We start from the raw sequence: 14300 nt of genomic DNA on the forward strand, positions 1-14300 counted from the left end.
ATGAACCTCGTGCCGCGCCATCCTCTGCAAGGGCTTTGCGCTCCCCGCTCCGACGTGGCGGCGCTGGTTGATGCGGCGCTGACCCCCAAGATCCTGCTCGGCATGCCGCATCTCACCCCCTTGGGCCTGTCGCGGACCTGGCTGCTGAAGGAGTTGGGACATAGGCACTGGCTGCTTCTGGCGCGGCGTCTGGGGCTGGAGACAGCCGATTTCCGCACGCCCGACGGTGGCGAGGCCTATGCCGCCATTTCGGCCCTGAAGATCCATGCCGGATTGTCGAGGGGACGCGCCAATGCGGTACTGTCAATCCAGTCCGAGCTCTATGCGACCTCCGACACGCGCATGGAAAGCCTGCACAGATTGCAGATCGATGGCCGTGATATCGGGTCTGTCGTGCTGCAATCGGTTTTCGTGGCGCGCAGCGGGCAGGGCAACCGTTCCATCAAGCGCTCGCTCGTGCGCCATTTCCAGACAGACGGCAGCCTGTTCGAGAGCCGGTTGACGCAGGATGTGGTGGCACTGCGCCTTTGGAACGAGCCGGACCATGAGCCCGACTGCGAGATGCATTTCCACCCCTCTCCGCTTGAAGAATTCAACGGTGCGGGCCTTTTGTATTTTGCCGAATATATGGGTCTGCTTGGCCGTGCCCTCTTTCATTGGGAAGGGCAGGCAGCCGTGGAGAGGCTTGATCAGCCGGTGTCAGTTCTGTTTTCCGGCAATACCGACGTTGGCGAGACTTTGCGCATTTCCGGCTATCGCTCACCCGATCGTCCGTTGCTGAACCGTTGCGTCATACAAAGAACGGACGGTTCGGTGCTGGTGCGGGCATTGATTGGGTAGGTCCCCCGATCGACGTCATTCATCCAAACGCGTCATTCAACGGTTTACCATCTGCGCGAAAGTCTTTTCGTCTCAATAGTTTGGAACATAGTCGCGGCCGGGATCGATGCTGGCCGGGCGACCGTCGATGAACAATTCGCCGATGCGCGGTGCGCTGCGGGAAATCACCTTGCCGCCCTTCACGACCAAGAGACGTGTCGGCTTCAGCCGCAGGGCCTCGATGACATCGGCGGCCTGCAGCACGACGAGATCGGCATTGCAGCCGATATCGAGACCATAGTTTTGCAGACCCATGGTCTTTGCGGAATTCACGGTCAGCGCGTCAAAGATCTTCTTCTTGTCCTCCAGTCCGCCCATTTGCGCCACGTGGATGGCCATATGCCCCACTTCCAGCATGTCGGCCGAACCCATCGAGTACCAGGGGTCCATGGTGCAATCCTGCCCGAAGGACACGTTGAGGCCGGCATCCATCAGTTCGCGCACGCGCGTCATGCCGCGCCGCTTGGGATAGGTATCGTGGCGTCCCTGCAGCATGATGTTGATCAGCGGATTGGGGATGACGTTGATTTTGGCTTCCGCCATCAGCGGAATGAGCTTGGAGACATAATAATTGTCCATCGAGTGCATGGAGGTCAGGTGCGAGCCGGCAACCCTTCCCTGCAAGCCGTGGCGAATGGTTTCCGCCGCCAGCGTCTCGATATGGCGGGACATCGGATCGTCGGTCTCGTCGCAATGAATATCCACCGGCAACCCGCGTTCGGCGGCAATGCGGCAAAGCGCCTCGAGAGACAGCCGGCCTTCCTCCATGGTGCGCTCGAAATGCGGGATACCACCGACGATACCAATGCCCATGTCGAGTGCACGGTTGAGAGATTGAACGCCACCTTCGGCCCGGTAGTAGCCATCCTGCGGGAAGGCCACCAGTTGCAGGGTGATATAGGGCGCCACGCGTTCGCGCACCTCAATCAGGGCCTCCGCTGTCACCAGACGCGGATCGGACGTATCGACATGGCTGCGGATGAAGAGAAGACCTTGGCTGACGGCGAGATCGCAGTAGCGCAGCGCCCGCTGCACCAAGGCTTCTTTTGTCAAAAGCGGGCGCAGCTCGCCCCAGAGGGCAATGCCTTCCAGCAGCGTGCCGGACACGTTCATGCGCGGCATGCCGAGTGACAGGGTTGCATCCATGTGGAAATGCGGATCGCAGAAAGGTGGGCTGACGAGCCGGCCCGTGGCGTCGATCTCTTCGCCGGCAGCCGCATCGATATGCTGTTCGATTGCGGTGATTTTTCCGCCAGTAAGGCCGATGTCAAAACCCTTGCGGCCATCGGGCAGATTGGCGTTGCGGATGATCAGGTCGAACATGGTGGATGTCCTTTGGTCAGCGCTCGCCGCGCCTATAGGGTTGCATCAGTGCCTGCGGAACGCGGGCGCGCCTTGCCATCACGGCAAGTGCTGCGATGGAGAGGATATAGGGGATCATCAGGAAAAGCTGGTAGGGCACAATGCCGCCCAGCGCCGTTTGCAGCCGCAATTGAAAGCCGTCGAAAAGCGCAAACAGCAGCGCGCCGATCAGTGCCCGGCCCGGTCGCCAGGAGGCAAAGACGACAAGCGCGATGCAGATCCAGCCGCGCCCCTGCACCATGGTGGGAAAGAAGCTGTTGAAGGCCGATAGCGTCAGAAAGGCGCCGGCCATGCCCATCAACGCAGAGCCTGTCATGACGGCGCCGTAGCGAATGGCCATGGGATTGATGCCCTGCGCTTCTGCCGCATGCGGGTTTTCGCCGGTCATGCGAATGGCAAGGCCAAGCGGCGTGCGAAAGAGCATATAGGCAAGCAACAGGGCAAGCGCGATGGCCAGATAGGTCGGCGGCGTCTGCGAAAAGAAGGCCGGGCCGAGGAAGGGCAGGTTGCTAAGGCCTGGAATGGCAATCGGCTGGAAGGGCGTGATCGTCGGCGGCGTGCCGGCAACCGGCACCAGCAGCCGGAAGACATAATAGCTGAAGCTTGAGGCAAACAGTGTAACGCCAAGGCCGGACACATGCTGTGACAGGCCGAGCGTAACGGTCAAAAGCGCATGCAGCCCGCCGAACAGGCCGCCGGCCAGCGCTGCAATCATGAGGCCGGTCCAAAGATCGGCGCCATTATAGACCGAGAGCCAGCCGATCATCGCGCCAAAGGTCATGATGCCTTCGATGCCAAGGTTGAGCACGCCGGCCCGCTCGCACAACAGCGCGCCAAGCGTGCCGAGGATCAGCGGCGTTGCGATACGCAGGACCGCTGCCCAGAGGCCTGCCGAGGCGATGATATCGGCGATCGCGCTCATCGGCGTATCCTGTATTGCGTGAAGAAGAGGGCAACGAGCATGGTGAGGAGCGAAAGCGCCACCGTGACATCGGCAATATAGCTCGGAATGCCCATGGCACGGCTCATGCCGTCGGCACCGACAAACATGGTGGCGGTGAACAGAGCAGCCAGCACCACGCCGAGAGGATTGAGGTTGGCGAGCATGGCAACCACGATGCCGGAATAGCCATAGCCCGGCGAAAGATCGGTCGTGACATAGCCCTTGACCCCCATAACCTCGACGGCACCCGCAAGGCCCGCAAGGCCGCCGGACATGCAGGCGACGATGACCAGAGTGCGCCCCAGTGGCACGCCGGCAAACACGGCGCCCGCCGGATTGAGGCCTGCGGCATGCGACTGCATGCCGAAAACGGTGCGCGACTGGATGACATGCAGGAGAAATGCCAGAACCACGGCGATGGCCAGACCCAGATGCAGGCGCGAACGGCTGAGCAGCTTCGGCAGCATGGCGGCATCTGCCACCGATTGCGATTGCGGCCAGCCAAAGGCGGTGGGGTCCTTCAATACGGTATCGATGAGCATGGAAACAAACAGCACGGCGACAAAATTCAGAAGCAGCGTCGTGACCACCTCATCGACCGAAAAGCGCAGCCGAAGCCAGAGCGGGATCAGCAGAAGCACCATGCCGGCAAGAGCGCCAATGACCAGCAGTGCCGGGATCTGGATCGATGCCGGCAGACCGCCAAGAAGATGCGAACTGGCGGCTGCTACGGCGATGGCGCCGATATAAAGCTGGCCTTCGGCGCCGATATTCCAAAGCCTTGCGCGAAAGGCGACGGCAGCCGCAAGGCCCGTCAGCATCAGCGGCGTGGCACGCGTCAGGGTTTCGGTCGTGGAAAGCCTCGAGCCATAGGCGCCTTTGAGGATGCGCCAATAGGCTTCCAGAACCGGCGCGCCGGCAATCGCGATCAGGATGCCGGAAAGCGCCAGTGCGGCGATAATGGCAAGGATCGGTGTTGCGATGACAAGCGTCAGGGAGCGGTGCTCGCGCCGTTCAAACCGCATGGGAAAACTCCTGCGCCCATTCGCCCGCCATCATCAGGCCGAGCTTTTGCGCCGAGGCCTCTTCCGCCGGAATGGGTGGCGAAAGCCTGCCGCCGACAATTGCCTGGATGCGATCGGCGAGCGCCATCACCTCGTCGAGATCCTCGGAGATCAGTAGAACCGCCGTACCCTGACGTCTGGCTTCCAGAATGCGTTCGTGCACGGCGGCCACCGCGCCTTCGTCCAGGCCACGCGCCGGCTGTGCGGCAATCAGGATGCGCGGGCGGTTGATGAGATTGCGCCCGAGGATGAGCTTTTGCATATTGCCGCCCGACAGAAGCCGGATGCGGCTTGAAGGTGTACCACCGCGCACATCAAACTGGTCGATGATCTTTTGCGCGTAGGCCATGCCGGATTTTCGGTCGACCAGACCGTGGCGCGAAAAGGCCGGAAGACGTTCCAGAATAGCATTTTCCCAGATGGCCATTTCGCCGATCGCGCCATCCTTGTTGCGATCTTCGGGAATGCGGCCAATGCCGGCAAACACGGCGTCAGCAACGCTCAAGGTATCTATCGGCTTGCCAAACAGCAGGAGATCGCCGCTGGTGCGGGCGCGCGTTCCAGACAGGAGCTGCGCCAGGACCGTCTGGCCATTGCCGGAGACGCCGATAATGCCCAGCACCTCGCCGGCCCGCAGCCGGAAATCCACGGCCTTCAGCGTATCCACGCCGTTTTCCCGCACCGTGATGCCGGCAGATTCCAGCACGATTTCGCCGGGTGTGGAGGCTTCCCGCTGAGGGCGTGTCACTGTGCGCCCCACCATGAGTTCGGCAAGTTCCGTCTTGCTCGTCTCAGCGGCCTTGCGTTCTGCCACCTGCCGGCCACCGCGAAGAACCACGATCCGGTCGGCGGCATTCATGACCTCGTCCAGCTTGTGCGAAATGAAGATCAGCGAAAGGCCCTGGGCTGCCATGTCCTTGAGGATCGAGAACAGCTTTTGTGCCTCGATCTGCGTCAGAACCGCTGTCGGCTCATCCAGCACAAGAATGCGGGCATCGTTATAAAGCGCCTTGAGGATCTCGACCCGCTGCTGCTCGCCGACGGACAGATCACCAAGCCTTGCATCCGGATCGACCTTGAGGCCGAAGCGCTCGGAAATGGAAAGAAGCTTTTGGCGTGCCTCGCCTTTGCGTGCGCGAAAGGACCACAGGCTTTCCGTGCCGGTGGTGACATTGTCGAGAACAGTCAGGTTGGGCGCCAGCGAGAAATGCTGGTGCACCATGCCGATGCCGGCGCGGATGGCGGCGCGGGGCTTTCCCGGCGGCAGCTCCTGTCCATCAATGACTACGCGACCGCTATCTGGCATATAGTGGCCAAAGAGAATGCTCATCAATGTGGTCTTGCCGGCGCCGTTTTCGCCCAGAAGCGCAACGATCTCGCCCTTCTGCAAGGAGAGTGAGATATCGTCATTGGCAAGGTTATCACCGAACCGCTTGCTGACATGCTGGATCTCGAGCACCGCCGCACTCATGCGCCAAGCCCGGCAATGGGAAATCGGTGCTGCCAGCGTTCCTCCCGTTCGAGATCCGCGGCCAGCGATAGCAGAAGTTTTTCTGCTCCCATCGGCGCCATGATCTGCACCGGAAGCGGCAGGCCTTCCTCATCTGCGCCGAAGGGAAGGGTGATGGCCGGAAAGCCGGATGCATTGGCAAGCGTTGCAAGCGGCGCAAAGGCTGCCATCCGGTCGAAATGCAGCTCCGTATCGCGATGATCGCTGGGAAAAGAGCCGATCGGCAGGGGTTTCGAAGACAGCATCGGGCAGAGAAGGCAATCAATGTCCTCGAATATCCGCCAGAGATCGCGGCTGACCAGAACCATGGCATTCAGGCTGCGCCAGAGATCAGTTGCCGACATTGACAGGCCGCGCTCGATCACCGCTTGTGTCAGCATTTCGGTTTTCGAAGCATCCAGATTGAACCGCGAGATGGTTTCGGCAAGGTTTGCGCTGGCGATATTGAGGAATGCCGATCCACTGGCCGTCGCTGGCGGCTCTATGAGCGAAAAATCAATCGGCACCAGTTGGTGGCCCAAAGCTTCCAGCGCCCGCCCTGCCTCTTCGATGACTGCGAGACGGTCCGACTGCGTTGGGAAGCGGGTGCCGGTGTCGGTCAGAATGCCGATGCGAAGCTTTGCCGTGCTGGCCGGCGTCGGTACATAGGGCGGAAAGGGGCCGTGCGCCGTGCCGCTGATGGCGGAAAACAGACTTGCAATATCACGCACTGAGCGGGCGACGGTGAGTTCTGTTGCCAGACCGCCGAGGTTATTGCCGAAACTGGGGCCGGCGGGCATGGCCCCACGGCTGGGCTTGAGGCCGACAAGGCCGCAGCAGGCCGCCGGCACGCGGATGGAGCCGCCGGCATCCGTGGCATGGGCAATCGCCACAATGCCGGATGCAACGGCTGCTGCCGATCCACCGGATGAGCCGCCGGCGGTTCGCGTCTGGTCGAGCGGATTGCGGCAGATCGGGCCGATCTGCGGTTCACTGGCCAGAGCAAGGCCGAATTCCGGGCTGGTGGTGAGGCCGAAGACGCAAAAGCCTTCACCGCGAAAGCGTGCCGCAAGATCTGAATCGACAAGCCCGCCACGGCGCGCCATGAGTTTGGAACCGGCCACCACCGGAAAGCCCGCGAACGGGCCTCCCAGATCCTTTGCAAGCGTCGGCACGCCGGCAAAGGTCATGGCGGCACGGGCAGGCGCGTCCAGTGGCATCGCGTCTATGGTTGCTGCGGAGGCTATGCCCTTTTCCGCATCCAGATAGGCGATGGAGCCCAAGTGAGACATGGCTTCGGCTGTCGCGATAGAGGCTTGCATCGCTTGCGTGCTGGTCAGGCGGCCATGGGCGATCGCCTGCGCCAGCTTGGTTGCATCATCTTGCATCGCAGCGCTTACTTCGGCTCGTCCATGATCTTTGGAACCTCGAACGTGCCGGCTTTGATCTCGGCGCGCTTGGCTTCCATGGCCGCTTCTGCATCTGCCGGGGCCACGCCCTTGACGAAGGTGATGTCGCTGCCGCCTTCCTTCATCAGGCCATAGGCGGTGTAATCGCGCCCGGTCTTTTTGCCGGCCGCCACATCGGCAAGGGCGGCATTGAGGATCGGGCGGAAGTTCCAAAGGGCATTGGCAAACACGGTCTGCGGGTAACGGGGCGTATAGTCGATCAGCGAGCCGACCGATTTGATGCCGCGTTCCTTGGCGGCATCCGCCGTGCCGATGCGTTCGCCAAACAGGATGTCTGCGCCGGCATCGATCTGGGCAAGGCCTGCCTCGCGGGCCTTTGGCGGATCAAAGAAGGTGCCGATAAACGTGACGAGATGCTTGGCATTCGGGTTTACCGCCTTGACGCCGGCACCGAAGGCATTGATCAGCATGTTGACTTCCGGGATCGGCATGGCGCCGACCGAGCCGACGACGTTGGACTTGGTCATCTTGCCGGCCAGCATGCCGGCCAGATAGGCGCCATCGAAATTCCAGGTGCCGAAGACGCCGAAATTATCACCGGCCTGCTTGCCGCTCGATCCCATGACGAAGGCGGTTTCCGCATAATCCGCGGCCACTTCGCGGGCCTGCTTTTCGACAGGAAATGTCTCGCCGATGATCAGTTTGGCGCCCTGCTCGGCATATTCGCGCATGGCGCGTGGATAATCGGTGCCGGATACGCCTTCGGAAAACACGTATTCGATCACGCCTTCCTTCGCGGCATCCTGCAGGGCTTTGTGCAGAACCGAGTTCCAGGCATTCTCGACCGGTGATCCATGAATGCCGGCGACCTTCATCGGCGTTGCGGCCCGCAGGCTGGGTGCAAGCGCAGTTGCGCCAAGGGCCATGCCCGAGGCCAGCACCGTACGTCTCGACATCATGAATTGCTTTGTCATCTCCGGTCCCCTTTTTTTACCAGTTGGTGAAATAGTTAGGGCCAGCCTAAAAATGTGTCAAGCACGCAGCGCGTTCATAAAATGAGCATTTTAGGGGTGCGAATTTTGTGACTGAATGCGCGCTATGCCCGGATGCCGGCTGTCGGGCGCTTGGCCAATGTCGGGGTTGCACGATGCCGACACCGCAGCTCTGTGCGGGCAAAGGACATGCCTGCAAAACGCACAACAAGTATCTGAAAATTTTGAATTTTCGACCCATTCTTGGGTGTGTCATGGCAAGTGCGCCAATCGTGACAAGGGGTTTGCGCCACCGTCAGATTGCCAAGCCGATCGCCAAACATTAGGGAGTTGGCAGGCGGGACGCTGTCCCGCCGCCCACCGAGCCTAGCCAAAAGCTGGTGCTCACGCCCGCGCTCTGAGTCTGACTGCCGCATCTGCCTTCGCGAAGGCGTTCAGCCTGACCAAAACGCGGACGCTGGTCGAACGTGCTTTTAGAGCACGGTGACGTTTTCGGCCTTCGACTTGCCCGTCTTGCGGTCCTGGCCGATTTCGAAGCTGACCTTATCGCCTTCTCTCAGCGAGCCGCCCCGCTGCAGGGAAGACACGTGAACGAATACGTCCGTTCCACCGTTTTCCGGTGTGATAAAGCCAAATCCCTTGTCGTCGTTGAAAAACTTCACAGTACCGGTGGGCATCGCTGTTCCTTTTTGAATCCCGTCGCCGTTTGCTTCGGCGTTAAACTCTTTATAGCGCGTTTGGCCGCCCTTCAACCGCCAGCACGGCGATCACAGGCAATTTGCGCGTTTCAAAGCGCTGTCGATGGGTCATTCGTGCATTTTCTTTCCCCCTCACCGCCACCTGGTCCTAGCTCAAGGCGCGCTTCAGCGGTTTGACTCGGCTGATGAAGAGGTAGTCGAGTGCGATAACGCCAAGCAGCACCGCCCCTGTCAGCGGAAACAACAGGGAGACAGCGATCATGATGACTGCGCCGGTCTTCCAGAGTTTCATGTCTGCTGGCACCGCAGGCGCCATAAGCCGCGAGGCGCCCGCCGGGCGCCGTTTCCACCACATGACCATTCCACTCACAGACATGAAGATGATCGACAGGCAGAACAATGTCACCAGAGCAATGTTCCATACGCCCATATCGCCTTCATGAAAGGCGATGCCGACAGCCATGGCCTTGCCGGGTACGCCGTAATCGCTGAAACCGATATCGGCCAGAACCTTGCCGCTATACTGGTCGATGTGGACGGTTCGGTCAGACAGAGGGTTGGCGCTGTCATTGCTCATCGTATCGCGCGACAGCGTCCAGACGCCGGTCTCGCCTGAAGGAAAGCCAAGCTGGAACCGGTTGTCAAAGCCGATCGAGCGGGCAAATGCGACAATGCCATCCAGAGTGACCGGTTGGCCTTCGGGCAGTCCTGCCTTGCCGGCAGAAGAGCCGGACATCGGCATTGGCGTCTGTTCCAGCGTCCAGGGCACTTCCTTGATGCCGCCGTGATTCATGCTGGCATGGGTAGAATCGGACAAAGGCACATTGTCCCATTTGGCTGCCGGGAATGTGCTCCAGGCCTGAGTGAACTTGTCGCCCCATATGCCGGCCCATGACAGGCCTGACAGCAGGAATACCATCAGGATCAGGGAGATATAGAAGCCTATCGTGACATGCAGTGACTTCCACAACAGGCGACCGCGCGCAGCAAACTGCGGCACGAGAACACTCGCCAGGCCCTTTCCGTCGCGTGGCCACCAGAGATAGAGGCCGGTGATGATCAACACGATAGCGAAGCCGGCAGCCACTTCGATCAGCCTGTCGCCCAGATCGCCGATGAGGAGCGTACCATGGATCTCGTCGGCCAGATCATAGAGCCCGTTGCGTCGCTCCCAACTGTCCACCACCGTGCCGGTATAAGGATCGACGGCGACCATGGAGGCGGCATCTTCTGTCTTGACCCGGAAGATGGCGACGCCGTCTATCTCGCGCGGCGCAATATACTGAACGATTGTGCCTCCCGGAATGGCCGCGATTGCCGCATCCGCCTGCGCAGACACAGCGGTCTGCACCTGTGCTGGCGTGACGGTGTAGTATTTCTCGCCGTCGCGGCCCGAAATGACACTCGTCCACAGCATCGTCAGCCCGGTGACGGCAAGAACCAAAAGAAAGGGCGCGACATAGAGGCCGGCATAGAAATGCCAGCGCCAGGCCAGGAAGTAAAAGGATCGGCTGGACGCCTGATCGACGCGCCTCTCGGACTGCGCGGTTGTCATGGTCATGATGATATCCCCCGATGATATGGTTGGTTGAAATGCTTTCAGGCTGGTCAGGGTGCCTGTTTGGCCTGTGTGCCCTGACCAGCGGCGATGAGGCGCAAGGTGTCCTCGTCCGTGATGGTGATGATTTCTGGATGCGTGAAGGCGATGAGACCGCTGCGCTTGAAACTGCCAAGACAGCGGCAAACCGTCTCGAGCGTCAGCCCGAGCCAATCGGCAAGATCGGCCCTGGTGAGGTAGAGCCGGAACGTCGTTTGGCCTGGTCTGTCATCCCTAGAGAGCAGCGCGAACCGTTCGGAAAGGTCGAGCATGGCCGATGCAACTTTTTCCGGTGCCGTCTTGCGGCCAAGCAATGTTGCAAGTGCCTGAGCGCGCGTCAGCAACTCCCTCAGCGCAGTGCCGACGGCTTGATCTGTCAGCGGCGCACTGATTGGCTCGATCTGCGTGAAGGTGAGAGTTTCGGCCTTGCATGCTGCGACGCTGCCGATCGACTGTCCGAGAAGCGATCCCGGTCCAAGAATGTCCAGGATCTGGCGGCGACCGTCTCCAAGCGATTGGTAGAGAGCGACACAGCCATCCTTGAGACGAAAGTCCATCGATTGTGGAAAGTCACGCAGCAATAGTTTGGTGCGTGGCGCAACTAGCCTGCAAGCGGTTGATAATCGCTTCGTTTCGTCCGGAATCAGGAAGTCGATCGGCAATATGGGCGAGATTTCGCCCAGGGAAGTCCTGTTGAACATGATGTATTATCCGACATGCAGCCGGACAATACGGTCCCCGATGCGGGGCGTTTTGCCGGCGACGACTGAAGGGCTGCTGCACGGGGCAGCGGCGGTTTCAGGAAATCAGGCCGGCAGGCGGACCGCGTGGTGGTGCGCTGGGTGGAAAAAGCTGACGGTAAAAGGCTTCGCGACGGATCGGCAGCTGAACGTCTGTCGCAACGATGAGTGCCTCACCGATGGAATCGGCTGGTGTCGGCAGGATGGCGCAGGCCGCCAAACGACAGACCTCGCAGCCATTGCCGATATGATCTCCGGGATGTTTCGTCCCGTCGCTTTCCCCGGTCAGGCACAGTATGGGCACCGTTCCATCCGGCAACATGTAGGATGCCAGGTCAGCAATGGATGCTGTGCTCGAAACCAGGGGTGGTTTGTGGGCAAAGCCGACGCACAGAAGGGCAATGGCGCATAGAATGCGCACAAATCTTCCCCAGTCTGACGTGTTTGACACCATGCGAAGCGGTCCCCAGTCGCCTATCTTTAAGGTCTGTCGCAGCCGGCCACAATGCGGCACGTTGTGCCGCGGTGAAATTTTCCCAATCACCGCATCTTGCGTCTTCAGTGCGCCACCGAGCCTGAGTGGCCGGGCTTGACGGGCTATCCCAGGGAAATGCTTTTCAGGCGGCCATATTCCACCTCGGCCGGTCCATAGGTCCCGCGCGTCAGGAGGATCAAGGCCTGTCGGTCGAGCACGGTGATCCTGCGATGCTCGGATTTAATCATGCTGCGCGATTCGAGAACCTTGAGCGCAACGGTGATGCCGGCCCGGCGAACCCTCAGCATCACGGCGATGAGTTCGTGCGTGATGCGGAAATGCTCTTCTTCGGTGCGGTCGTCGACCATCAGGATCCCGAGCGTAGCTCAGCAATAGATTTTGCAACGTGCCGCTTTACGGAAGCATTGTACGCAGGTCATCGGATGAAATTCTGAAAGCCGAGCCGCTGACATGCATGAAACAGTCAAACGGGCTTTCGGTGTCGCCAAGGATGAGAGCCGTACCGGACATGCCGTCGCGTCCGAAGACCCCAACCTCGATCGCCGAGCCGCTCTGCTTGCCGGCAACGATGGATCCGAGCCAGGTTTCGAGGAAATAGACAGATTCTATCTCTTCGTGTGCGTTTTCCAGCGGCTGCCTCAACTGGAGATCAACATTGTGCAGATAGGGCGAGATCATGCCGAGATCGTCACCTGACAGGGCCCTTAGTAGGCGATTTTGAAATGGATGGCTTTGATCGGTGCTCATCGTGCGCTCTTCATGGGGATGTAAGCAGGATTAACTCCGCAACGATAGCGACCTTCCGATGCTATCTATAGAATAGATTTGCAGTGAATATTGATCAATCAGAAGTAAATACTGGGAAATATTACAAAAGTACGGATCTGTATTATACATTAGGCGAAATTGCGGTGGTTGCCCAGGCAGTGCGCGAACTGACCCAGCGTTCCGCCACTGCCGCCAAGGAAATCAAGTCGTTGATCGTCACGTCCGGAGAGCAGGTGCGAACCGGTGTGGCGCTGGTGGGCGATACGGGCAAATCGCTTGAGGTGATGGTGGCCGAGGTCCAGGAGATCAACACAGCCGTCAACACGATCGATCAGGGCACGCAGCAGAATGCGGCCATGGTGGAGGAATCGACGGCAGCCAGCCACAGCCCTGCAAGTGAGGCGGATGCACTGAACAAGCTGATCGCGCAGTTCAATCTCGGCCGGGCACCTGCGCATCAGCCAGCTGTGCGTCTGACCTCCAGCAATCCGCGCCCGGTCGCTTCTCCGGCAAAGGTGCTGGGTCGCCGGGTCGCCAATGCGTTCGGTGCCATGTCCGAATAGACCTGTAAGGAAGTCTGACGATCATGTCCCGCAGATAGGAGACAGCTGGGCAATCCCGTTGCTCAGCGGTCTTCTTTGTCGACTGCGATGTCATTGGCCCTCGTGTGCTATCGATCAGCCGAGCGCAGCTCTCAGCGGATCATAGGCATAGACCCAGGCCGGATCTTCCGGCTGTTTCAGCCAGGTATTGGCGTTGGAAATCGTCTGGACCTTGGTGGCTCGCTCGCGGCGCGTCGCCTCATAGAGCGAGAAGGCTCCCGCATAGCCCGACAGACCGCTTTCCTCCAGGCAGCGCGTCAGGATGGCGGCATCCTCGATGGCCATGCAGGCACCCTGCGCCATATGCGGGCGCATCGGGTGGCAGGCGTCACCCAGCATGACCAGACGGCCCTGGCTCCACAGGTTCAAGGGATCACGGTTCCAGAATGGCCATTTGGTGACGGTTTCGGTGGCATCGATCAGCGCCTGGACGACTGGATGCGAGCCGCCGAAGATGGCTTCCATCTCCTCGCGGGAACTGTCGACGAAGCTCGTCTCATGCTCCCAGCCATCCACGGGAACGCCAGTGACATAATAATACTCGTCGCCATTGCCCTTGGTCGCATAGGCCATGATATGGCGCGACGCCTCCCACCACCATTTGACGCAGGTTTCAAACTGCAGTCCGGATGCCCGTAGCTTGTCCATGCTGACGACGGCGCGATGTCCGACCCAGCCGGAGAACCGTGGCTTTTCGGGTCCGAGCAGCATTTCGCGGATCATCGAGTTGATGCCGTCGGCGCCGACGACCAGATCGGCGGCAATCTGGCGGCCATTGGCGAATGTCAGCAGAACGTCACGCTCGCGCTCCTCGATGCCGGTCAACCGGTGATCGTAATGCACACGGTCCTTGTCGAGAATGGCAATCTGCTCGGCATGCATGTCGCCACGGTGGATGGTGATGTAGGAGGCGCCATATTCGCGCCGGGCATAATCACCGAGCTGAATGCGGGAGAAATAGTCGCCGGTGTTTCCATCGCGGGAAAACCAGTAGTCCGGATGGGCGCCGATCTCCTCCAGCCGCTTTTCAAGGCCGATCTTGCGGAAGATCTTCATGACATTCGGGCCGATATGGATGCCGGCGCCAATGCGCGAGAAGGCCGGTGCCTGCTCGAAGGAATGGACGTCGAAACCCGCCTGCGCCAGAAGGGCTGCGGCCGCAGCGCCTCCGAGACCGGCGCCGATGACGGCAATTTCGACCTTCTCGACTGGATTGCTCATTGTCTTGTCCTTTCACTGTAGTTTGTTCGTACACTAACAA

The 14300-nt window shown here is 60.2% G+C and carries 14 protein-coding genes and 1 pseudogene; 2 read left to right on the plus strand and 13 right to left on the minus strand.

What is annotated here, in order from left to right:
* Complete coding sequence (locus E8M77_RS00605; protein WP_137128666.1) at positions 1–840, plus strand: Pnap_2097 family protein; 840 nt, start codon at positions 1–3, stop codon at positions 838–840.
* A gap of 72 nt (positions 841–912) precedes the next feature.
* Here the strand turns inward: E8M77_RS00605 and E8M77_RS00610 are convergent, their stop codons facing one another.
* The 12 genes from E8M77_RS00610 to E8M77_RS00665 all read right to left on the minus strand — a co-directional run bounded on the left by E8M77_RS00610 (position 913) and on the right by E8M77_RS00665 (position 12416).
* Positions 913–2202 (minus strand): amidohydrolase family protein, encoded by a 1290-nt coding sequence (locus E8M77_RS00610; protein WP_137128667.1) that lies wholly within the window; start codon positions 2200–2202, stop codon positions 913–915.
* Positions 2203–2218: 16 nt separating this feature from the next.
* Positions 2219–3163 carry an ABC transporter permease gene (locus E8M77_RS00615; RefSeq protein ID WP_137128668.1) on the minus strand — a complete coding sequence of 315 codons (945 nt, stop codon included), beginning with the start codon at positions 3161–3163 and terminating at the stop codon, positions 2219–2221.
* A complete protein-coding gene (locus E8M77_RS00620; protein WP_137128669.1) occupies positions 3160–4209 on the minus strand; it encodes an ABC transporter permease in 1050 nt (349 codons plus the stop codon). Before E8M77_RS00620 ends, E8M77_RS00615 begins: the two co-directional genes overlap by 4 nt.
* Positions 4199–5719, minus strand: coding sequence for an ABC transporter ATP-binding protein (locus E8M77_RS00625; protein ID WP_137128670.1), 1521 nt, complete (start codon positions 5717–5719; stop codon positions 4199–4201). The genes E8M77_RS00620 and E8M77_RS00625 overlap by 11 nt, the downstream gene beginning before the upstream one ends.
* On the minus strand, positions 5716–7125 hold the full coding sequence (locus E8M77_RS00630) for an amidase (protein ID WP_137128671.1): 1410 nt from the start codon (positions 7123–7125) through the stop codon (positions 5716–5718). Before E8M77_RS00630 ends, E8M77_RS00625 begins: the two co-directional genes overlap by 4 nt.
* Before the next feature lie 8 nt (positions 7126–7133).
* A complete protein-coding gene (locus E8M77_RS00635; protein WP_137128672.1) occupies positions 7134–8120 on the minus strand; it encodes a BMP family protein in 987 nt (328 codons plus the stop codon).
* Positions 8121–8611: 491 nt separating this feature from the next.
* Entirely contained in the window at positions 8612–8815 is a 204-nt protein-coding gene (locus tag E8M77_RS00640) for a cold-shock protein (RefSeq protein WP_137128673.1), read from the minus strand.
* Positions 8816–8984: 169 nt separating this feature from the next.
* Complete coding sequence (locus E8M77_RS00645; protein ID WP_137128674.1) at positions 8985–10397, minus strand: PepSY domain-containing protein; 1413 nt, start codon at positions 10395–10397, stop codon at positions 8985–8987.
* Positions 10398–10444: 47 nt separating this feature from the next.
* Positions 10445–11134, minus strand: a complete 690-nt coding sequence (locus E8M77_RS00650; protein ID WP_246659071.1) for a helix-turn-helix domain-containing protein — start codon at positions 11132–11134, stop codon at positions 10445–10447.
* Positions 11135–11231: 97 nt separating this feature from the next.
* The gene (locus E8M77_RS00655; RefSeq protein WP_246659072.1) at positions 11232–11594 is read right to left on the minus strand and encodes a hypothetical protein; all 363 of its coding nucleotides are present in this window, start codon (positions 11592–11594) and stop codon (positions 11232–11234) included.
* Positions 11595–11770: 176 nt separating this feature from the next.
* Positions 11771–12016, minus strand: coding sequence for a helix-turn-helix domain-containing protein (locus tag E8M77_RS00660; RefSeq protein WP_137128676.1), 246 nt, complete (start codon positions 12014–12016; stop codon positions 11771–11773).
* A 46-nt stretch (positions 12017–12062) separates the two neighbouring features.
* On the minus strand, positions 12063–12416 hold the full coding sequence (locus E8M77_RS00665; protein WP_137128677.1) for a hypothetical protein: 354 nt from the start codon (positions 12414–12416) through the stop codon (positions 12063–12065).
* A gap of 161 nt (positions 12417–12577) precedes the next feature.
* Here E8M77_RS00665 and E8M77_RS00670 point away from each other — a divergent pair.
* A pseudogene (locus E8M77_RS00670) lies at positions 12578–13000 on the plus strand (methyl-accepting chemotaxis protein); the annotation flags it as partial.
* 114 nt (positions 13001–13114) lie between these two features.
* Here the strand turns inward: E8M77_RS00670 and E8M77_RS00675 are convergent.
* Positions 13115–14260: an FAD-dependent monooxygenase gene (locus E8M77_RS00675; protein ID WP_137128678.1), complete on the minus strand. Its 1146-nt coding sequence runs from the start codon at positions 14258–14260 to the stop codon at positions 13115–13117.
* Between the last annotated feature and the right edge of the window lie 40 nt (positions 14261–14300).

It is taken from the genome of Rhizobium sp. FY34, assembly GCF_005222845.1.
Lineage (GTDB): Bacteria > Pseudomonadota > Alphaproteobacteria > Rhizobiales > Rhizobiaceae > Neorhizobium.

Bases quoted from the DNA above. Each gene is read 5' to 3' on its own strand.
- E8M77_RS00605 (WP_137128666.1), top strand. From the start codon at position 1: ATGAACCTCGTGCCGCGCCATCCTCTGCAAGGGCTTTGCGCTCCCCGC.
- E8M77_RS00610 (WP_137128667.1), bottom strand. From the start codon at position 2,202: ATGTTCGACCTGATCATCCGCAACGCCAATCTGCCCGATGGCCGCAAG.
- E8M77_RS00615 (WP_137128668.1), bottom strand. From the start codon at position 3,163: ATGAGCGCGATCGCCGATATCATCGCCTCGGCAGGCCTCTGGGCAGCG.
- E8M77_RS00620 (WP_137128669.1), bottom strand. From the start codon at position 4,209: ATGCGGTTTGAACGGCGCGAGCACCGCTCCCTGACGCTTGTCATCGCA.
- E8M77_RS00625 (WP_137128670.1), bottom strand. From the start codon at position 5,719: ATGAGTGCGGCGGTGCTCGAGATCCAGCATGTCAGCAAGCGGTTCGGT.
- E8M77_RS00630 (WP_137128671.1), bottom strand. From the start codon at position 7,125: ATGCAAGATGATGCAACCAAGCTGGCGCAGGCGATCGCCCATGGCCGC.
- E8M77_RS00635 (WP_137128672.1), bottom strand. From the start codon at position 8,120: ATGACAAAGCAATTCATGATGTCGAGACGTACGGTGCTGGCCTCGGGC.
- E8M77_RS00640 (WP_137128673.1), bottom strand. From the start codon at position 8,815: ATGCCCACCGGTACTGTGAAGTTTTTCAACGACGACAAGGGATTTGGC.
- E8M77_RS00645 (WP_137128674.1), bottom strand. From the start codon at position 10,397: ATGACCATGACAACCGCGCAGTCCGAGAGGCGCGTCGATCAGGCGTCC.
- E8M77_RS00650 (WP_246659071.1), bottom strand. From the start codon at position 11,134: ATGTTCAACAGGACTTCCCTGGGCGAAATCTCGCCCATATTGCCGATC.
- E8M77_RS00660 (WP_137128676.1), bottom strand. From the start codon at position 12,016: ATGGTCGACGACCGCACCGAAGAAGAGCATTTCCGCATCACGCACGAA.
- E8M77_RS00665 (WP_137128677.1), bottom strand. From the start codon at position 12,416: ATGAGCACCGATCAAAGCCATCCATTTCAAAATCGCCTACTAAGGGCC.
- E8M77_RS00675 (WP_137128678.1), bottom strand. From the start codon at position 14,260: ATGAGCAATCCAGTCGAGAAGGTCGAAATTGCCGTCATCGGCGCCGGT.